This is a genomic window from Methanoculleus frigidifontis, from assembly GCF_030464345.1.
In the GTDB taxonomy this organism is placed as follows: Archaea; Halobacteriota; Methanomicrobia; order Methanomicrobiales; family Methanoculleaceae; genus Methanoculleus_A; species Methanoculleus_A frigidifontis.
The window spans coordinates 81,611-101,117 of the sequence record NZ_VCYH01000008.1; the positions used below are offsets into that span (position 1 = coordinate 81,611).

At 63.6% G+C, this 19,507-nt stretch carries 17 protein-coding genes; 6 read left to right on the top strand and 11 right to left on the bottom strand.

The window, feature by feature from the left end; all coding sequences use genetic code 11:
• The first annotated feature begins 8 nt into the window (after nucleotides 1–8).
• Together FGU65_RS12100 and FGU65_RS12105 are read left to right on the top strand one after the other, a co-directional pair.
• Nucleotides 9–2,390 (top strand): PAS domain S-box protein, encoded by a 2,382-nt coding sequence (locus FGU65_RS12100; RefSeq protein WP_301664732.1) that lies wholly within the window; start codon nucleotides 9–11, stop codon nucleotides 2,388–2,390.
• A 677-nt stretch (nucleotides 2,391–3,067) separates the two neighbouring features.
• Nucleotides 3,068–3,547 (top strand): TspO/MBR family protein, encoded by a 480-nt coding sequence (locus FGU65_RS12105; RefSeq protein WP_301664733.1) that lies wholly within the window; start codon nucleotides 3,068–3,070, stop codon nucleotides 3,545–3,547.
• A gap of 57 nt (nucleotides 3,548–3,604) precedes the next feature.
• Here the strand turns inward: FGU65_RS12105 and FGU65_RS12110 are convergent, their stop codons facing one another.
• The 7 genes from FGU65_RS12110 to FGU65_RS12140 all read right to left on the bottom strand — a co-directional run bounded on the left by FGU65_RS12110 (nucleotide 3,605) and on the right by FGU65_RS12140 (nucleotide 9,942).
• Nucleotides 3,605–4,207 carry a CDP-alcohol phosphatidyltransferase family protein gene (locus FGU65_RS12110; RefSeq protein WP_301664734.1) on the bottom strand — a complete coding sequence of 201 codons (603 nt, stop codon included), beginning with the start codon at nucleotides 4,205–4,207 and terminating at the stop codon, nucleotides 3,605–3,607.
• Entirely contained in the window at nucleotides 4,208–4,717 is a 510-nt protein-coding gene (locus tag FGU65_RS12115; protein WP_301664735.1) for an adenylate kinase family protein, read from the bottom strand.
• On the bottom strand, nucleotides 4,714–5,769 hold the full coding sequence (locus FGU65_RS12120) for a pyridoxal phosphate-dependent aminotransferase (RefSeq protein WP_301664736.1): 1,056 nt from the start codon (nucleotides 5,767–5,769) through the stop codon (nucleotides 4,714–4,716). The genes FGU65_RS12115 and FGU65_RS12120 overlap by 4 nt, the downstream gene beginning before the upstream one ends.
• A complete protein-coding gene (locus FGU65_RS12125; RefSeq protein WP_301664737.1) occupies nucleotides 5,753–6,880 on the bottom strand; it encodes an aspartate aminotransferase family protein in 1,128 nt (375 codons plus the stop codon). Before FGU65_RS12125 ends, FGU65_RS12120 begins: the two co-directional genes overlap by 17 nt.
• Nucleotides 6,881–6,890: 10 nt before the next feature.
• Complete coding sequence (gene guaA / locus FGU65_RS12130; protein WP_301664738.1) at nucleotides 6,891–7,808, bottom strand: glutamine-hydrolyzing GMP synthase; 918 nt, start codon at nucleotides 7,806–7,808, stop codon at nucleotides 6,891–6,893.
• Between the two features lie 8 nt (nucleotides 7,809–7,816).
• Entirely contained in the window at nucleotides 7,817–9,406 is a 1,590-nt protein-coding gene (gene pyrG, locus FGU65_RS12135; protein ID WP_301664739.1) for a glutamine hydrolyzing CTP synthase, read from the bottom strand.
• 128 nt (nucleotides 9,407–9,534) lie between these two features.
• Complete coding sequence (locus FGU65_RS12140) at nucleotides 9,535–9,942, bottom strand: PaaI family thioesterase (RefSeq protein WP_301664740.1); 408 nt, start codon at nucleotides 9,940–9,942, stop codon at nucleotides 9,535–9,537.
• 100 nt (nucleotides 9,943–10,042) lie between these two features.
• Between FGU65_RS12140 and FGU65_RS12145 the strand changes: the two genes are divergently transcribed.
• Complete coding sequence (locus FGU65_RS12145; protein WP_301664741.1) at nucleotides 10,043–10,270, top strand: hypothetical protein; 228 nt, start codon at nucleotides 10,043–10,045, stop codon at nucleotides 10,268–10,270.
• Between the two features lie 80 nt (nucleotides 10,271–10,350).
• Here FGU65_RS12145 and FGU65_RS12150 read toward each other — a convergent pair whose 3' ends face one another.
• Nucleotides 10,351–13,338 (bottom strand): CLIPPER-2 domain-containing protein, encoded by a 2,988-nt coding sequence (locus FGU65_RS12150; RefSeq protein ID WP_301664742.1) that lies wholly within the window; start codon nucleotides 13,336–13,338, stop codon nucleotides 10,351–10,353.
• Nucleotides 13,339–13,625: 287 nt separating this feature from the next.
• Between FGU65_RS12150 and FGU65_RS12155 the strand changes: the two genes are divergently transcribed.
• A complete protein-coding gene (locus tag FGU65_RS12155; RefSeq protein ID WP_301664743.1) occupies nucleotides 13,626–14,138 on the top strand; it encodes a DJ-1/PfpI family protein in 513 nt (170 codons plus the stop codon).
• Complete coding sequence (locus tag FGU65_RS12160; protein ID WP_301664744.1) at nucleotides 14,135–14,854, top strand: dolichyl-phosphate beta-glucosyltransferase; 720 nt, start codon at nucleotides 14,135–14,137, stop codon at nucleotides 14,852–14,854. The genes FGU65_RS12155 and FGU65_RS12160 overlap by 4 nt, the downstream gene beginning before the upstream one ends.
• A 225-nt stretch (nucleotides 14,855–15,079) precedes the next feature.
• On the opposite strand, the gene FGU65_RS12165 is transcribed toward FGU65_RS12160, so the two are convergent.
• The 3 genes from FGU65_RS12165 to FGU65_RS12175 all read right to left on the bottom strand — a co-directional run bounded on the left by FGU65_RS12165 (nucleotide 15,080) and on the right by FGU65_RS12175 (nucleotide 18,025).
• The gene (locus FGU65_RS12165; RefSeq protein ID WP_301664745.1) at nucleotides 15,080–15,349 is read right to left on the bottom strand and encodes a hypothetical protein; all 270 of its coding nucleotides are present in this window, start codon (nucleotides 15,347–15,349) and stop codon (nucleotides 15,080–15,082) included.
• 68 nt (nucleotides 15,350–15,417) lie between these two features.
• Nucleotides 15,418–15,564, bottom strand: coding sequence for a YHS domain-containing protein (locus tag FGU65_RS12170; protein WP_301664746.1), 147 nt, complete (start codon nucleotides 15,562–15,564; stop codon nucleotides 15,418–15,420).
• Between the two features lie 7 nt (nucleotides 15,565–15,571).
• Nucleotides 15,572–18,025 (bottom strand): heavy metal translocating P-type ATPase, encoded by a 2,454-nt coding sequence (locus FGU65_RS12175; RefSeq protein ID WP_301664747.1) that lies wholly within the window; start codon nucleotides 18,023–18,025, stop codon nucleotides 15,572–15,574.
• A 176-nt stretch (nucleotides 18,026–18,201) separates the two neighbouring features.
• Between FGU65_RS12175 and FGU65_RS12180 the strand changes: the two genes are divergently transcribed.
• Nucleotides 18,202–19,500 (top strand): HEAT repeat domain-containing protein, encoded by a 1,299-nt coding sequence (locus FGU65_RS12180; protein WP_301664748.1) that lies wholly within the window; start codon nucleotides 18,202–18,204, stop codon nucleotides 19,498–19,500.
• The last annotated feature ends 7 nt before the right edge of the window (nucleotides 19,501–19,507 follow it).

A 19,507-nucleotide genomic window follows, 5' to 3' on the forward strand; every position in this document is an offset into this window, starting at 1 on the left:
GGTCATACATGCGATCGAAGACTTCGACCGATGCCCGGCGACTCCCTGCACAGAGTGATACCATGGACGAAAGAGTGAAGCTGCTGCTGATTGAAGACACCCTCTCCGACCCTTCTTGCATTCGCGAAATACTTGGTTCGTGCACCGATCTCTGCGAGGTCGTGCAGTGCGGACGAATTGAAGCCGCAATCTCCGCTATTTTTCAGGATACGTTCGATATTGCAGTGCTTGATCCGAACCTTCCGGGCAGCACCGGCGTCGAGGCCGTTCGTGTGCTGCACGATCGCGCACCCGACCTTCCCATCATCATCCTGTCGGAGCATGCAGACCGCAATCCGGCTCTTCACCCCGCGCAGAGCGGGGTTCGTGAGTATCGGATCCGGGCTGCAGCGAACGCGGGCTTCGTCCGCCGCGCAATAGGGCACGTCCGTGAGCAGAAGAGGGTGACCCGGGGGCTTCGCCGCCCCGAGGGCTGCTACCGGCAGATCGTGGAGAGCCTGAACGAAGGGGTCTGTGCCGTCGATCCCTGGGGCACCATCACCTTCTGCAACCCGCGGATGGCGGAGATGCTGGGCTCCGTGCCGGAGGAACTTGCCGGCAGATCCGTCTATGATTTTGTCTCCGGCGAGTGCTGGGAGGAGATGGAGCGACACTTTGATCTCCCGCAGCAGTATGAGTGCACCTTTGTCAGGCAGGACGGCAGCCGGATGACCGGGCTCGTTGCAGCATCGCTGCTGACCGGTGGCGACGGCATCCCCTGCGGCTCGATCATCGGCGTCATGGACATCACCGAGCGCAAGCGCGCCGAGCACCGGATGCAGATCATGGAGATGGCCGTTGCATCGTCGGTCAGCGCCATTGCATTCATCGATCCTGCCGGGAAGGTTTCGTACGTCAACCCGGCGTTTCTCGCTCTCTGGGGGTACGATTCGGCGGATGAGGTTCTGGGCAGGGCGGCACCGTCTTTCTGGGACGACGAGTGTGCGGCCGGGGAGATGCTGCAGGCTGTCTGGCGCGACGGGCAGTGGACCGATGAGATGGTTGGCAAACGGCGGGATGGCACGACGTTCGATCTCCGGTTCTCGTCGAACACCGTCACCGATGAGTCCGGTGAGCCGGTCACGATCATGGCCTCGTTCGTCGATATCACCGAACGTAAACGCGCTGAGCAGGAGATCCTGACGCGGAACCGGCAGTTGATCGTTCTTAACCGGATCATCGGTTCGTCCGCCTCGTCGCTCTCGCTTTCGGAGCTCCTGGAGACCGGGATGAAACGCACGCTCGAGCTGATGGAGCATGACGTCGGGCTTGTATACATGCTCGATGCGGAGCGGAAACGGGCGCTGCTGCAGTACCATGAGAATCTCCCGGCCGACGCACTTGCGCGCAGCCGTATCATAAAAGTGCATCACTGGCCGCTCAACTTTGTCTTCATCGCCGGGCAGGCGCGGTATATCGAGAGCAGCGCTGCGTTAAGTTCTATCGAGTCAGCTCTCCTTCACGAACTCGATATCGCGTCTCTTGCCTGCATCCCGCTTACCGCGGAATCGGTCGTTGTGGGGGCGCTCTATATCGGCAGCAAGACCGGGCAGTCGTTCTCGGGTGAGGAAAAGACGCTCCTTGAGGCGATCGGCAAGGAGATCGGGTCGGGTATTCTGAAAGGGATGCTCCACAAACGGCTCGAGGCGGCGAACCGGGAAGCGAACCTCTACCTGGATATCATGACCCACGATATCAGGAACGCCGAGAACGTCGCGAACCTCTATGCCGATCTCCTCATCGAGATGCTCGACGGAGAGGCGGCGGCGTATGCCCGGAAGCTGCAGAGGGGTCTTCGAAAAAGCATCGAGATCCTGGCGAACGTCTCGACGATACGCCGGATTCACCGGGCTTCGCCAGAAATGACGCCGTGTGACCTCGAACGGGTTATCCGCGACGTGATCGGGATATTTCCGGATGTCCGGATCGTCTATGAGGGGACGGCCTGCGAGGTATGGGCGGACGACCTCATCTCCGAAGTCTTCGGAAACCTGATCGGCAACAGCATCAAGTTCGGCGGGCCGGATGTCACAATCGGCATCCGCGTCGAGGAGTACGACGGCGAGAATGTGCTGGTCTCGGTCGAGGATACCGGGCCCGGCGTGCCGGATCTCCTGAAGAAATCAATATTCCACCGGTTCGAGCGGGGGCGGTCGCATGGGAGCGGCGATGGGCTGGGTCTGTATATCGCAAAGAAACTCATCGAGCGCTACGGGGGGCACGTCTGGGTAGACGACCGTGTGGAGAACCGTCCCGAGCTCGGGGCGGCGTTCCGGTTTACCCTGCGTGAAGTGTTCCATGCAGGGGATGGCAGCGCCGCAGACGACGAGTACGTTCTCGAAGAGGAGTAGGGTCAGATCGGCGGCTTCGACCGATACGCGTTGGCGCCCTGCTCCGGAGTGACGCGATCGCCGCTACAACTCCGGGATCGGAGGGCCGCCCCGGCATGCCGGGGTAGTGCTCCAGCATATACCTGATACGTGATCGCAGAGAATCCGACCGAATTCCGCTATCCACCAACCCGCGTTCATGACAAAAATCGGGCTTTGGTGAAGCTCTCTTCCGGCTGTCATTCTTCCCTGACGAGATTGGTGCTGGACCGGGCTTGTCCGGGGACGACCGTTTTCCCGGGTGTCTCCCCTGTCTCCCGCGAAGATCCACAGACATCGTCAACCCCACCCCTCAAGGGGCGGGGGCAGTCATGGCGATACCCAGGGGAAAGCCGTGCCCCGGGTTGCAATCAATCGGGAACACCCGGATGCGATCGCAACAAAGGGAGTATCAGTTGTTTCGGAGGGCACTACCCCGGGAGGGTGTGCAACCGACCAATCACCTGCATGAGGAGTATCATATCTTTCCTGAAGCACTGTCGCCGGGGTGAGGTTTGCTCTGTGCCCCTGCCCGGGGCGGCACTTCTGTTTCTCCTCCCGAAAAAACCGTTTTTTCTGATAGATAGTGGCCAAACGTCGGACGATTCGGTTGAATCTCAAAAGATTTATAAATCTGTCGGAGTATTATTGGCATGAGTATGCCGTTCACTAAAATACTTAAATTCATTGCTGCAATCGCAGTCTGCCAGGCCGCAGGCCTCATCGGCACGATATTCACGACGCCTGCGATTCCCACCTGGTATGCAGCCCTGACAAAACCCGATCTCACGCCGCCGTCATGGGTCTTCGGGCCGGTCTGGACGATCCTCTACCTCCTGATGGGCATCGCGCTCTACCTGGTCTGGCTGCGGGGGTGGGAGAAAAGAGATGTGAAGGTGGCCATGTCTATCTTCGGTGTCCAGCTCGTCCTCAATGTTCTCTGGTCGTACTTCTTCTTCGGGCTTCAGATGCCCTCCGTTGCCTTCATCGAGATCATCATTCTCTGGATTGCGATCGCCCTCTCGATATGGAGTTTTGCCAGGGTATCGGTACCTGCGGCGATCCTGCTCGTCCCCTACATAATCTGGGTGAGTTTTGCCGCGTATCTCACCTATGCCATCTCGGTTCTGAACCCGTGAAGAGCCGTTGCAGGATCTCCTGACCCTGGATTCCTTCTTTTACCGCGTTGAAAAGAGTTATTCCTTCTCGATCTGTCGCCAGACGTGGCCGAACCGCTGCAGTGCGGTGTAATGTCCGAGGGCACCGAAGATGACCAGCAGCCACCCGAGATAGTTCAGGCCGAAGACTGCGCCCGGTATCAGGATCGTCAGGATGCCGGCGATGATGATCAGCACCAGGCGGTCGGCCCGCCCGAGCAGCCCGCCGTAGTAGCGGCCGACGCCGACTGCCTGCGCCTGAGTCCCGAGATAGGACGACATCAGCACTCCTGTCAGGGCGAAGACGCCGATCTGCCAGGATGCGGCTCCCCCGGCGAAGATGCCGGTGATGATGAAGATGTCGGCGTAGCGGTCGATGACGTGGTCGAGGAAATCCCCGCGAAGGCTGGCGGTCCCGAGGTCGCGTGCGAGAGCCCCGTCGAGGGCGTCGAAGAGCGCGTTGAGGGCGACCATCAGGACACCGAGAGCGACGGCTCCCGCCCAGAACGCGGCGCCGGCTGCGGCTGAAAACCCGAGAGCTGCAACGGTATAGGTATTCGGGGTCAGTCCGAGCCGTTTGGAGATTGCCACCAGGGGCCCGAAGAAACCCTGCACATGCGGTCGAAATTGATCGAGCGTCATCTAATCCAGCACCAGATAGTCGGTCCAGTCGATATGTCCGTAGGATGATGGCAGTTTTCCTCTCATAAACTGCTCGATCCTGTCCGCGCACTCCGGGGCGGTCTGCTCCGTCGTATCCAGTTCGAGAATGGTATCTTCGGGGCGCTCTTCGAGCGTCTCGACCAGGACGACGTCCAGTGCCTCGGCCTCCGTGTTCTCGGCGATCTTTTCGGGCGCATATCCCCGGGGGAGGAGCCTTTGCTGCAGGACGTCGGGACGGCACCGGAGTACCACGATCCGGTCGCAGGGGAGGAAATGGGCGAGGTGCCCCTCGACGATCCCGTCGATCGGTGGAAACTCCTCTGCCCACCGCTCGACGTCGACGACGAGGGTGTCCCGGTCCCGGTCTTCTGCGAGGACGTAGTCCCGGATCGTATCCTTGATCCACACGACGATATGCCCCCGCCGTTCGAGCTCGCGAGCGACGGAGGTTTTTCCGGTGCCGGGCGTCCCGGTGATGCCGATCATCATAGCGCCGTTATCGCCTCGAGGAACCGTATGTTCTCCCAGTCGTCGCCGATGCTGACCCTGATGTAGTGATTGCCGAGATCCGGGAAGCTCGTGCACGACCGGACGAGGACGCCCCGCGTGGCGAGGAGGTCGACGACCTCGTCCCCGGTATGGGGGGCGACGTCCAGCATGACGAAGTTTGCGTCGGAGGGGCATGCCGCAAACGGCGTCTCGGTGAGGAACCGCTCCCGCCACCGGCGGACGTGGTCGCAGGTCGCCGTGACGTGCTCGCGGTCGCGAAGCGCCCCGGCGGCGGCCGCTGCCGAGACCGCGTTCAGCGCGAACGGGGTCGCCGCCCGCTGGTAGTAGGGAGCAAACCACCCGGGGACGAAGGCATAACCGACCCGAAGGCCGGCGAGGGAGAAGATCTTGGACATCGTCCTGCCTAGGATGAGGTTGTCGTACTCCCGCATCAGCGGCCGGTAGTCGATCGCGGAGAAGTCGACGTAGGCGTTGTCGAGGAAGAGGAGGCAGTCGATGCCCTCGAGGATCTCCCGCACCGCTTCGGTCGGGGTTGCGTTGCCGGTCGGGTTGTTCGGCGAGCAGAGGAAGGCGAGCCTGGCGCCGCTGCAGGCGTCGATGAAGGTCTCCGGGTTGACCGAAAAGTCCTCGCGCCGGGGCACGTTCCCAACGGCGGCACCGTGGGCGGCGCCGGCGATGCCGTAGAACGAGAAGGTCGGCGTCGCCACGACGATCCGCCCGCCGGGTTCGACGACCGTCCGGATGACCGTTTCGATGACGCCGTCCATGCCCGCGCCGGTCACGAAGTGGTAGTCGCCGTGGTAGCGGCAGAGTGCCGTGCAGAGGTCCGCCGTCCGCTCGTCGGGGTAGCGGTTCCCCTCGAGCAGGGCGGCGCCTGCGGCCTCGATGGCGAGGGGAGAGGGAGGGCGGGGGTTTTCGTTGCTGGCGAGCCGCGCGATGCGGTCGAAGCCGTGCTCACGTGCCACGTCCTCCGCCCGCTTTGCGTACGAGTAGCCTTCGCGGCAGAAACACGGTCTAATCAAGTGCTGCATTCAGGACCTCGACCACGTGGTCGATCTCCTCGTCGGTGATGACCAGCGGGGGGACAAGACGCAGGTTGCCGTCTGCGGCGCAGTTCACCAGCACGCCCTCCTCGGCGCAGCGCTGCTGCACCTCGGGGCACCGCTCCCCGACGGAGATGCCGATCATCAGGCCGCGGACGCGGGGTTCGTGAGCGGCGAGCCCCTGCCGGAACCGCTCGCCCTTCTGCGGGATGTCGGGGAGGATCTCCTCAACGACGCCGAGGGTGGCGAGCGCCGCGGCAGAAGCGAGGGGGCCGCCTGCAAAGGTGCTCCCATGCTCGCCCTTCCGGAACTCAAGCCCCTCACGGGCGACGAGCGCCCCGATGGGGAACCCGCTTGCAAGCCCCTTGGCGAGCGTCACGATGTCGGGCGTAACCCCGGTCTGCTGGATCCCGAGCCATGTTCCCGTCCTGCCGATGCCGGTCTGGACTTCGTCGACGATCATCAGGGCGCCGGCATCGTCGCAGATCTCCCGGATGCCCGCGAAGAAGCTGTCCGGCGGGACGATGACGCCGGCCTCGCCCTGGATCGGTTCGACGAAGACGCCGGCGGTGCTTGCGTTCACCGCTTCCGCGACGCCGTCGAGGTCGCCGTACTCGACGAAGGTGCAGGCCGGTTCGAGCGGCGCGAAGGGTTCGCGGATCGCCGGTTTGTGGGTGACCGCAAGCGACCCGCAGGTCCGGCCGTGGAAGCCGTTGGTGAACGCGACGAAGTTCTTCTTGCCGGTCCGAACCCGGGCGAGCTTGACGGCGCCCTCGTTCGCCTCGGCGCCGGAGTTACTGAAGAACGCCTTTGCCTGATCCGTTATTTCCACAAGCTTTGCTGCAAGCTCCGCCTGGTGAGGTACGTAGTAGAGGTTCGAGCAGTGGATGAGCTCGGCCGCCTGCCTGCTGACGGCCTCCACCACCGCCGGGTGGCAATGGCCGGTGCTGCAGACCGCGATTCCTGCCACGCAGTCGATGTACTCCTTTCCGGCATCGTCCCAGACGCGGGAGCCCCGGCCGCGGACGATCTTCATCGTCCGGCCGAATGCCGGCATGACGTAGCGGGCGTCGAGCGCCCGGGTGTCCTGTTCTGCCATGTTTTCTCCCTCACTCGTACTCGATGGTTGCCGGGGGTTTCGGGGTCACGTCGTAGACGACGCGGGCGACACCCGGGATCTCGGAGGTGATCTTCGAGGCCATGCTGGTGAGCACGTCGTAAGGCAGCAGGAGCGGGTCGGCCGTCATGCCGTCGCGGGAGAAGACCGCACGGACCGCCACGATCCAGCCGTGCAGGCGGACGTCGCCCTTCACGCCGGTTCCCTGCCCGACGAGCGCGGCAAAGCACTGCCACGGCAGGAACTCCTCGACGAGGTACTCCTCGACGATGGCGTTCGCCTCGCGCACCATCTCCACCTTCTCGCGGGTCACCTCGCCGATCACCCGGACGGCGAGTCCCGGACCCGGGAACGGCATCCTGTGCTGGATCTCAGCCGGAAGGCCGAGGGCACCGGCCACTTCACGCACTTCGTCCTTGTAGAGGTCTTCCAGCGGTTCGATGACCGATGCGAACTCCATGTGGAGGGGCATCCCGCCGACGTTGTGGTGGCTCTTGATGCCGCCTTCGCTCTCGATCCGGTCGGGGTAGATGGTGCCCTGCAGGAGATGGGTCGCCCCGGTCCGCTGTGCCTCGCGTTCGAAGACCCGGATGAACCGCTCGCCGATGGCTTTGCGTTTCTCCTCGGGGTCGGTGACGCCTTCGAGGACGGCGAAGAACTCGTCCGCCGCATCGACGATGTGGAGATTCATGTCCCCGAAGAGGGTGCGGATCCGGTCGGTCTCGCCTTTGCGCATGAGGCCGGTGTCGACGTATATCGGCACGAGGCGGTCGCCGATGGCGCGTGCTGCGAGGGCGGCGCAGACCGAACTGTCGACGCCTCCCGAGAGCGCCATGACGACCTTGCCGTCGCCCGCATCCTTCTGGATCCGGGCGATTGCCGTATCGATAAATTTCTGGGTGTTTACCATTGTTTCAGTCACCTGGTCTGGGTGGTAATTTTATTCTTCCGGCACGCCGCCACAAACCCGAGGTAGGGGGGCGAGGGGTGTGTCGGGCTTGATCTGAATTCGGGGTGGAACTGGGTTGCGAGGAAGAAGGGGTGGTCCGCTATCTCGCAGACCTCCATCCTGTTTGCACAGGTCCCCGAGAAGACGAGTCCTGCCTCTTCGAGCGTCGGGATATACTCCGGATTGACCTCGTAGCGGTGGCGGTGCCGCTCCACGATCGGGTTTGCGCCGTACAGATCGGTGATTCGGGTGCCTTTCTCAAGATCGATCGAGCAGTCCCCGAGCCGCATGGTCCCGCCGAGGTCGACGACATCCTCCTGCTCGGGAAGGATGGCGATGACGTGACTCCCGCCGCCCATCTCTTCGCTTGTGGCGTCGGCTATCCCGACGACGTCGCGCGCGAACTCGATCACGGCGAGCTGGAACCCGAGGCAGAGTCCGAGATAGGGGATCTGCTTCTCCCGCGCGTAGCGGATCGCCTGGAGCTTCCCGTCGATCCCGCGCTTCCCGAATCCGCCCGGAACCAGAATGCCGTCGACGTCTGCGAGCTGCTGGATGGTGCAGGTCTCGGCATCGAGCCAGCGGATATCCACCTCGGTCGAGAGCGCTCTTCCCGCATGCTTGAGCGCCTCTTTGATGGAGATGTAGACGTCTTCGATGCCGTATTTGCTGACGATGGCAACCGTAATCCGGTTGGTGTACTCCTGCGAGACGGTGCGGTACCACTCGGTATCCGGTTCGCTGTTTTTGAGGTTCAGGTACCCGGTCACGACGTCGGCGATCCCTTCCTTCTCCATCTCCATCGGGACGTGGTAAATGTCGGGCACGTCTTTCGCGCTGATGACGGCCTTCGCCGGGACGTCGGTGAAGGCGGAGATCTTCTTCTTGGTCTGCGGGCCGATCACCACTTTGCACCGCCCGACGATGATGTCGGGGTGGAGCCCGAGCTCGCGCAGCGCCTTCACCGAGTGCTGGGTGGGCTTTGTCTTGAGGTCGCCCATCGTGTCCACCGGAACGAGCGTGACATGCACCAGAACCATGTCCTCCCGCGCAATCTCGGCGTGCATCTGCCGGATGGCTTCGAGGAACGGCATGCTCTCGATATCGCCGACGGTGCCGCCCACTTCCACCAGGCAGATGTCGGCCTGTTTCCCGGGCTCGATCTCCTCCTGTGCGGCTTTTGCGATGCAGTGCCGGATCTCGTCGGTGATGTGCGGGATGATCTGGACGGTCGCTCCCAGGTAATCTCCCCGCCGCTCTTTGTCGATGACGTTCCGGTAAACCTTCCCGGTGGTGATGTTGTGGATGGATTTCAGGTTGATATCCAGGAACCGCTCATAGTTGCCGAGATCGAGGTCGACCTCGCCGCCGTCGCTGAGCACGAAGACCTCTCCGTGCTGTGCGGGGTTCATGGTGCCGGCATCGATGTTGAGGTAGGGGTCGATCTTCACCGCGGTCACCCGGTACCCGCGGTTCTTGAGCAACCGGCCGATCGATGCGGTGGTGATGCCCTTCCCAAGGCCACTCATGACGCCGCCAGTAACCACAATATACTTCAAAACTTTCCTACTCCTGCAAGGTAGATTGCAATCCAGTGTACCTATTTGTCCGCGCAGTATAGAGAAGTTATTGCTCCGGGAAAGGGATGCGAGGCCGGGGCTCCAGGCCGTCCGCCACGCTCCGCGTATCATTCCTGCACAACGGCGAACGCCGCGGATGTGCGGGAGAGCAGTGTTCCGTCCTCCGCGCAGACGTCGCTTTCGGTGAAGGCGACCCGGCGGCCTTTCCGCACCACCCGGGCGGTCGCGGTGATGGTGCCGCGGTTGACGCCTTTCAGAAACCCGGTGTTCTCCGAGATGGTGGCGATCCCCTCTCCAGGTTTGAGGGCGGTGGTGAGGGCGAGAGCCATGGCTTCGTCGGCGAGGGCGACGTAGAGCCCGCCCTGGAGCCAGCCAACGCCGTTCAGCATGTCGGGGCGGACGGCCATCGAGAGAGCCGCGGTGCCGTTGCCGTAGCTGCCGACCTCGACCTCCATCAGCCGGAAGAAGGGGTTTGCGTCTCTTCCCTGCTGCGCAAGTGCTTCGAGATACTCCATTGTGTCACTTCAAAATGGCGTGAGCGATCCGGCGGGATAAGCGTTGCGTCTCCCGGCCGGATTGGAAATATTGATGCTGCTCTTCTTCCTTTGATCCTCTATGGACGAAGATACGAAAGAACTGCTCCGCGATCTTGTCTGGCTCAACGCCGTCATTGCGACCGAGCTCATCCAGATAACCGAGAATACGTCGGCGATTCTCCGGAAGGAAGCGCCGCCGGAGAGTTGCCTCGTCGAGCACGCGGCGCTCCGGGCGACGGCGCTCGAGATAGCTGACCGCTGCCGTCCCGGGACGATGCTCCGCCAGCACCTCGAGAAGCATCAGTGAAAAGCGGGGGGGCAGTTCTCCACTTCGGGTTTTTCCGGGATCATCCGGGAGGGGATCTTTTCCCCGGGACCCCACAGGAATCACACCCTGGACGATCCGTCCCCTTCCGGCGTCACTTCCCCTTCCGGCGTCATTTCCTCTTCCGGCGTCACTTCCCCTTCCGGCGTCACTTCCTCTTCCGGCGTCACTTCCCCTTCCGGCGTTACTTCTTCTTCGGGTGTCACTTCCTCTTCCGGCGTTACTTCTTCTTCGGGTGTCACTTCCTCTTCGGGTGTCACTTCAGCAGTCGTCTCTGTCGGGGTCGGAGCGGTCGTCGGTGCGGCCGGGTTGACGTAATGGCTCACGCCGGTTGCGGTCACCTGGTGTCCGGTCGGATCGTCTGCCGTGGCCGTGGCGGTGTTTTCATAGACGGCGCCCTGGAGGTCCTGTGCCACACCGTTTGCGGTGTACGTCCACGTCTCGCCGGGGTCAAGCTGTCCGTTGCCGTTATCACCGGTGGGCTGTCCTGCGATCGGAACGGCTTGATCGTCGGTCACCCGGACGTCTATGAGCGGCACCGTTCCAGGGTTCGTCACCTCGTATGTCCACGTTACCGGGTCTCCGGCCGCGATCTCCGGGTACGGCGGGTTACTGGCGTCTTCGCCGTTGGTGTACTTGGTGACGGCGATCGTGCCCTCTGCCGGCGGGTTCGTGTAGTGGCTTACGTCGGTTGCGGTCACCTGATTGCCGCCCGGGTCGTCTGCCGTGACCGTGGCGATGTTTTCGTAGTAATCGCCCGGCAGGCCTATCACGATCGCCGCCCTGGCGGTTATGGCGTAGATCCACGTCTCACCGGGATCGAGCTCGCCGTCACTGTCCGTATCGCCTGAATCCGGCCCGTCTACCGGGCCGACCCCATCGTCCGTCACCCGGACGTTCGCGAGCGGCACCGTTCCAGGGTTCGTCACCTCGTATGTCCAGGTTACCTCGTCGTCGGGGTAGATGGCCGGTCCCGGCGGTTCTTTGGCATCCTCACCGTTGGTGTACTTGGTGATGACGATCGCGCCCGTTTCGGCGGCGCTCGTGTAGTGGCTCACGTCGCTCGCCGTTATCCGGCTCCCGCCCGGAAGGTCTGCCGTGATCGTGGCGTTGTTCGCGTAGTATCCACCCGGCAGGGTCGATGTGTCGACGGCCACGCCCTTGATCTCAAAGATCCAGGTCTCTCCGGGATCGAGCAGGTCGTCGGAGTTGCCGTTGATCTCATGCGGCGGTCCTGCCTGTGGTCGAACCGGCCCGAGCTGGTCGTCGGTCACCCCGACGTTCGCGAGAGAGACCGCCCCTGTGTTTATGATCCGGTACGTCCATGTCACCGGGCCTCCGGCAGTGACGTATGGTCCGGGCGGAGTTTTTGCATCCTCACCTTCGGTGAGTTTGGTGACGTTGATGGCGGCGCTGGTGTAGTGGCTTGTGTCGGTTGCATTGACCCGGGTTTTGCCGGCATCTTCTGCCGTGACCGTGGCGTTGTTTGTGTAGGAGCCGCCCGGCAGCGTCGCGGTGTTCACCGCCGTGCCGTTCTTGCGGTAAACCCAGGTCTCGTTCGGGTCGAGTATGCCGTTCCGGTTCGCATCGCCGGCATCCGGCCCGCTGATCGGGCCTACCTGATCATCGATCACCGAGACGTTCAGCAGCGGGGCGGTCCTGTTGTTCGTGACGTTGTAGGTCCACGTCACCATATCCCCGACAGTGACATTCGGTCCCGGCGGCGCTTTTGCGTCGATGCCGTTCGTATATTTGGTGAGATTGATGCCGGGACGGAGCGGAGCCGTCGGCGTTGGTGTCGGTGTTGTTGGCACTGGTGTCGTCGGTGTCGGCGTCGGCGCCGCGACCTCTTTCAGCTTCACGACCCATGCGTCGGTGACGTTCGACGCACGGGCCGTGAACGTTCCGGCGAAGACGTACTCGTCCGTTGCGGTCTGCAGAACGGCGTTCGCCCGGTCTGCAAAGACGCCGCCGTAGGTCCGGTTCCAGATCTCGTTGCCGTCGGCGTCGAATTTGACGAGCAGCGCATCGGTATTCTCCCCCTGCGCTCCTCGCTCACCGGCGACGAGGACTCCCGCGTCGTCCGTCGGAATAACGGCGTTCGCCGATGTATTCTCGCCGGGTGCTGCGTAGGTGACGTTCCAGACAGTGCTGCCGTTGCCGGCGAGCCGGAGGACGAATGCGTCGGTACCGGTGCGGTTCTGCTCTCGTGTTACGGCGGACGTCCCGGCCACGAGAAGGCCGCTGTCCGGCGTGACGGCGAGTGCGCGGGCTTCATCGTCCCCGGCGCTGCCGTAGGTCGCGTTCCAGACTTCACTGCCGTTTTCGTCGATCATGACGATCCAGGCATCGGCTCCCCCGGACGCTGTAGATGCGGCCGCTCCCGCGAAGGCGTAGCCGCCGCCGGGCAGGGCGACGATGACGCCCGCGGTCTCGTTCGCGCCGGATTGCCCGTAGGTTCTGTTCCAGACCTCGCCGCCGGTCCCGTTCACCTTCACGACGAGAGCGTCGGTGCTCCCCGTCCCGTAAGGTTCCAGCGAACCGGCAAGGAGGTACCCTCCGTCGGAGGCGTTCACAACCGACGCTCCCGTGGCGTTGACCTCTCCCCCGCCGTATTTCCGGTTCCAGATCTCGCCGCCGGAGCCGTTGATCGCGACCGCCCAGGCATCGGTGTCTCTCCTGACGCTGTCGGTGATGAAGGTGTAGGTGCCTGCGAAGAGCGCTGTGGCGTTATCGGCAGGGATTACGGCACGGGCGGTGTCGTTCTCCCCCCTGCCGTAGGTCATATTCCAGATCTCGTCACCGTCTCCGGTGATGTTGACGACCCAGGCGTCCGTGCCGCCTGCGCCGTACGTGTCGGTCTCTCCGGCAAAGAGGTATCCCGTCCCGTTCGGGTATTCCATAACGGCATACGCGGATTCATTCCCGTCGGCTCCGCCGTAGGTTCTGTTCCAGACAACCGTCAGATCGGCTGCGGCAGTCGCGGTTATCGGAACCGCGAGACAGAGTATGACAAAAACAAGGTAGGTGTATCGTCGATCCCATTCCATAGGTACGCACCTCCGGATCACTGAGCCGCCAGGCAGGCGTGGCAGCCTTCAGGCATCTGCAACCGGCAGGTGTCGTGAGATCGCCTGCTGTAGCTCAGAATGTGAAGTGGGTGGATGCAGTGCAACATCTCGCGATTATTATAATAATGTTGCTATAACCATGCCCCGCCGATACCTGCCTGCCATCGCCCGGCGCTGCCCCGGCTGCCTGCAAAAGGAGGGCGCACCGCGGCCGGGGTCGGGCGACACCAACACTCTTATTGGCGGACTGCGATCAGTACGTATCTATGAAGCTGCTGCTCGTCATCGCGCCGGAGCACTACCGCGATGAAGAACTCGACGAACCCGCCCGTGCCTTCAGGGAAGCCGGTGTCGACTACGACATCGCCTCGACGGCATCCGGGACGTGTACCGGGATGCTGGGGGGCACCGCAGAGGCCGCCCTGGCGCTTGACTGCGTCGACCCCGGAGCGTATGCGGCCATCGTCGTGGTCGGGGGTGCCGGTGCGCCCGGGCACCTCTGGAAGAACGACCATCTCATCTCCCGTGTCCGGGAATTTGCGGCGCAGGGGAAAGTCGTCGCCGCAATCTGCCTCTCGCCGGTCGTCCTGGCACGGGCCGGGCTGCTCAAAGGTCGGCAGGCAACGGTCTACCGGACCGACGTATCGGTCAGGGAGATGGAGAGGGGCGGTGCACACCTCCTTGACATGCCGGTCGTTGCCGATATGCAGTACGTCACCGCGAACGGGCCCGCAGCCGCTGCTGCATTTGCCGACGTGATCCTATCGAAACTGGAATGATACGCGACGCTGCCGGGGCGCGGGTCGACCCGCAGGACTGCACGCTGGTAATCCCTGCCTATAACGAGGAGCGGCGGATATGCACGCTCCTTGACGACGTGTCGTCGTTTCCGGGCGAACTGATCTTCGTCTGCGACGGGACGGACGCCACCGCAGATGTCGTCACCGCATTTGCGGCCATGCATCCCGATCTTTCGATCCGCTGCCTGCGCTTTGCGCAGCGCCTTGGGAAAGGCGGCGGAATCCTTGCGGGCATGCAGGCTGCGACCGGCCGTTACGTCGGGTATATGGACGCGGACTGCTCGACACGGCTCGACCAGATGCGCCTGCTCTTCGACCGTCTCGGAGAGGCGGACGGCGCTATCGGGTCGCGGTGGGTGCCGGGAGCGGTGCTCGTCGTCAGGCAGAGTTTCATGCGGCGGGCGCAGAGCCGGTTCTTCAACCTGATCGTGAAGGTGCTCTTCGGGCTCGACTATCGCGACACCCAGTGCGGGGCGAAGGTCTTCCGCAAAGAGGCGCTCGACGCCGTCTCTGCGGACCTGCGGGCAACCGGGTTCGAGTTCGACGTGGAACTCCTCTGGCGGCTCCGGCAGAAGGGGTACACCGTCGAGGAGGTATCCATCGTCTGGCAGAACATGGACGAGTCGAAGGTCGGCACCTCCGACGTCGCCGCCATGCTCACCGGGATGCTCCGGGTCAGGTTCGGGAAGGGATAACGTCCGGCCGCTCTTGTGAAGAATCGTGGTAAACTGTATTCTGCTATACGAAAAATAGTCCTGATTCTCGTTGTTTTCCAATAAATCTCTATTCTTCTTCGAATATTTCATTCTGCCGATCCGGGTGTCCGCCCGTTTTGATACAGCGTTCTGCAGGATTTGCAGATCACCCGTACGCAGTACGCGTCGAGATTCTTCCCGACGATTGAGAAGAGGGGCGATCCGTCATCCGGGCAGCAGTACCTGCTTCCGAAGCATGAGCGGCGCAGCGCTCTCTCCCGGTTCCAAAACTTCCTCCCTGACAATCTCCACGGTCCCGCTGGTTGTGCACCTGCAGGTAACATCGTACCAAAGCGAGGCGTCGGTCGTATAGCAGAGGTGTCCGACCGTCGCCCCGCACCCGGTGCAGGAGATCCAGCTGCCGTGCCTCTTCAGCATCCGGCTATTGACGAGATTCTTCCCTATCGGCTCTTCATTCCGCACGCCTGCTGCCACAGATGATCTTGCGCGGCGGCGGGAGAAAAAGGGTTCGGGCTTGGGCTTCACCGGAGAGGTGGGGGCGGTTACTCGTTCAGATACTGCCCGGGATCCTTCTCAAAAAGTATCCGGCACCCGGGAGCGCAGAAGTAGTACTTCTTCCCCTCATACTCGGCCGTGTACTTCGCGGTCGCCTCATCGACTTCCATTTTGCATACCGGATCGATCGCCATACGCCAATCAGCCTCCCTGCACTGATACTTCCTTCTTTGCAGGTGGTATATATGCCTTGAGCAGCAGCGAGAGCGAGATCACCGTGACCGAGCTCAGCGCCATCGCGAGCGCCGCCAGTTCCGGCTGGAAGGTGATCCCGAAGAACGGGTAGAGGACGCCGGCCGCGAGCGGGATCAGCGCGGCGTTGTAGGCGAACGCCCAGAAGATGTTCAGCTTGATCCGGCCCATCACCGTGCGTGCCAGCTGGATGCCTGCGACGGCGTCCATCAGGTCGTCGCGGATCAGCACGATGTCCCCGCTCTCGATGGCGACGTCGGTGCCGCTCCCGATAGCGATGCCGACATCGGCCTGGGCGAGCGCCGGTGCGTCGTTGATCCCGTCCCCGACGAAGGCGACCCGCTCTCCCCGTTCCTGCAGGTCTTTCACCGCACGTGCCTTGTCCTGCGGCAGCACGTCGGCGAGAACCCGTTCGATGCCGGTCTGCCGCGCAATGGCGTCCGCCGTCCGGGCGTTGTCGCCGGTGATCATCATGACGGCAAGCCCCATCCGTTTGAGGTCCGCGACCGCAGGCGCGGCCGCCGGTTTGAGGGTGTCTGCGATCCCGATGATCCCGGCAAGTACGCCGTCTGCGGCAACGAGGACGGCGGTCTTTCCTTCGTCCTGCAGGCGGGCGATCTCCCCGGCCGCCTCCGGCGCCAGCGTCACGCCCCGCTCCTCCATGAGTGCGGGGTTGCCGATGAGCACCCCAACCCCGTCCACGGTTGCGCTGACGCCCCGGCCGCCGAAGGTGGTGAACTCCGTGGCCTCGCCGGGGGAGATCCCCGCCGCCGCCGCCCGCTGCACGATCGCCTCTGCGAGGGGGTGCTGCGAGTTCCGCTCGACACTGGCGGCGAGGCGGAGGAGCCGCGCTTCGTCGGTGCCGAGAGCGATGCTGTCGGTCACCTCCGGCCTTCCCGCCGTGAGCGTTCCGGTCTTGTCGAAGACGATGGTGGTCAGCTTCTCCGAGACCTCGAGGGCTTCGCCGTTCCGGATCAGCACGCCGAGTTCGGCACCCCGGCCGATCCCGACCGTGACCGCCGTCGGGGTTGCGAGGCCGAGGGCGCAGGGGCAGGCGACGACGAGGATGGAGATGAGCACCGTCAGCGAAAAGAGGAGCGTGGCGCCGAGGCCGGCGTACCAGACCAGGAATGCGGCGACGGCGATGGCGAGGACGGTCGGGATGAAGTAACTGACTGCAGTGTCGGCGATCCGCTGCACGGGCGGCTTCGACCCCTGTGCGTCCCGCACCAGCCTGATGATCTGGGAGAGTGCGCTGTCCCTGCCGATCCGCTCGGCCTCCACCTGCAGCACGCCGTTTCCATTGATCGTGGCGCCGACGACCCGCTCGCCGGGCTCTTTGTAGACCGGGATGGCCTCGCCGGTGATCATCGACTCGTCCACGGAACTCGCGCCGCCGACGACCCGGCCGTCGACCGGCACCTTCTCGCCCGGCCGGACCAGGATGGTGTCGCCGATCTGCACGTCCTCGATCGGGACCTCCTCTTCCTCACCGTTGCGGATGCGGGTTGCGGTCCTCGGCTGCAGGCCGACGAGTTTCTTGATCGCTTCGGACGTCCGGCCTTTCGCCCGCGCCTCCAGGTAGCGGCCGAGGGTCAAAAACGAGGCGAGCATGATCGCCGTGTCGTAGAAGTTGAAGGCGGCCGTGAGGACAATCCCGAAGGTGCCGAGGACGCTCGCCCCGAAGGCCACGCCGATCCCCATGGCGTACATCACGTCCATGGTCAGCGACCGGTGCCGGAGAGCGGCGGATGCAGCCTGAAAGATGGGGTAGGCGACGTAGACGAAGACCGGCGTGGTGACGAGGAGCAGAATGAGGTTCCAGGAGACCGGCAGCGTGAGCATCGCCGGCACCTGGAAGAGCATGAGCAGAAAGAGCGGGATGCTGACGGCGAACCCGATGGAGAACCGCCGGAACTTATCGGCCAGATCGCGCTGCCGGGCGATCTCTTCGGCGTCCTCCGCAACCTCGCCCTCGATGCCGAGGTACTGGTAGCCGGTATCCTCGATGGCGGCTTTGATATCGGCGACGGTTGCGACTGCAGGGTTGTAGGTGATGCGGGCGTTCTCGGCGGCGAGGTTCACCTGCACGCCGAGGACGCCGTCGAGGTCACGCAGGACGGACGCGATCACCTGGACGCAACTCGCGCAGACCATGCCGCCGATCCTGACGGTGATCTCGCTTGTGACGATCCCGTACCCCGCTTCACCGATCGTTCTCTCGAGATCGGCGATGTCCGTTGTCGTCGGGTCGTATTCGACGGTTGCGGTCTCATCGGCAAAGTTCACCCGCGCATCGTAGACGTCGGCGCGGTTCCGGAGGGCCTTCTCGACGTTGAGGGCGCAGGACGCGCAGTGCATTCCCGATATCCTGAGATCCGCCTTCTTTCGCTCCTCCGGCATACTATGCCCCTTGTCCTTTGGCGTAATAAATCTGCATGCCCGGTGCCGGTTCTGCAGAAGCCTGTACGGCGTCCTCGATCCCGGCACGGGATGCGCACCGTGACATTCACCATCTTTTATAGAAAAGATTATTATATTTATCGCCCGCAAAGGGGCACCGCACGGAGGCAATATCGATGCAGAGACGAGATGTAACTGTAGAAGAGACGCAGGAAAGAAAACGGTACAACGTCGACCTGCTGCGATCGGAGGGGGATGTAGACGGTCTGATCGCGGCGCTGGATAGTTCCGATGTGCTGACCCGCCAGCGTGCCGCCCTGGCGCTCGGCACCCTCGGCGATCCTGCGGCCGTGAACCCCCTCATCAGGGCGCTCGGCGATCCGGCGGTGAGTGTGCGGGAAGCGGCCGCCGATTCGCTCGCCCTGATGGGGGGGCCGGCGGTCGAACCGCTGATAGACGTACTCGAGCATCCCGAGTGGTCGGAGCGGTATGAGTGGCGGGGCGAGAGCCGGGAGGGTATGGCGCAGCACGAGCTCTTCGGCGGCCCCGCGGCTGTGAGCCCTGCGGAGAAGGAATCGCTCCGCCGGGAAAACCTTCCGCAGCACGATATGTATGCCGGCCCGGGAGACATCGGGCCGAAGAAGGGGCTCCGGGAGGGGGACATGACCCAGCAGGACCTCCTCGGCGGCCCTGCCAATGCGGAGCGGAAGGCAAAGGAGCAGTTCCGCGAAGAACCCCTCACCCAGCACCAGATGTTCGGCGGCCCGACGGACGTCGGGAGCAGAAAGCCCCTCCGGCATGGAGAGATGGCGCAGCACGACATCTTCGGCGGCCCCGCCGACGTGAGGGGTCACGAGGCGCTCCACCGTGAGCGGGGGCTCGCGGGTGCAGAGGCGGCATGGACGGCCGGGATGCGCCACGAACTGCGCCGGGTGTATGCAGCGGCCATCCTCGGGGAGATCGCCGATCCGCGGGCGATAGGGCCGCTCGTCCGGGCGCTCACGGACCGGAACGACGATGTCCGCTGCCAGGCGGCGGGCGCTCTTGCCAAGTTCGGCACCGCTCCGGTGGAACCCCTGACCGATATGCTGCAAAGCCCTGACCCCGATGCCAGGATCACCGCGGCAGGCATCCTCGGCGATATCCGTGACCCGTTCGCCGTTGAACCGCTCATCGATGTGCTGCACGATGAGAACGACGACGTCCGCGGCGCCGCGGGCGGTGCGCTGGTTCAGATCGGCAGTCCTGCGGTTCCATTGCTGATCGATGCAACGCAGGATCCGAACCGGTGGGTGCGGCTATACGCGGCAGGTGCACTCGGGTTCATCGGCGATCCGCGGGCGGTCGATCCGCTCAGGCGGCTGACGCACGATCCCGACGATGACGTCCGGAACGTCGCCGAGGATGCGCTCCGCAAGATTCAGGTGCGGCAGAGCGCGATGCAGGCGCCGCCGCCGCCGCCCACCTCGCGCTGAAGAAAAC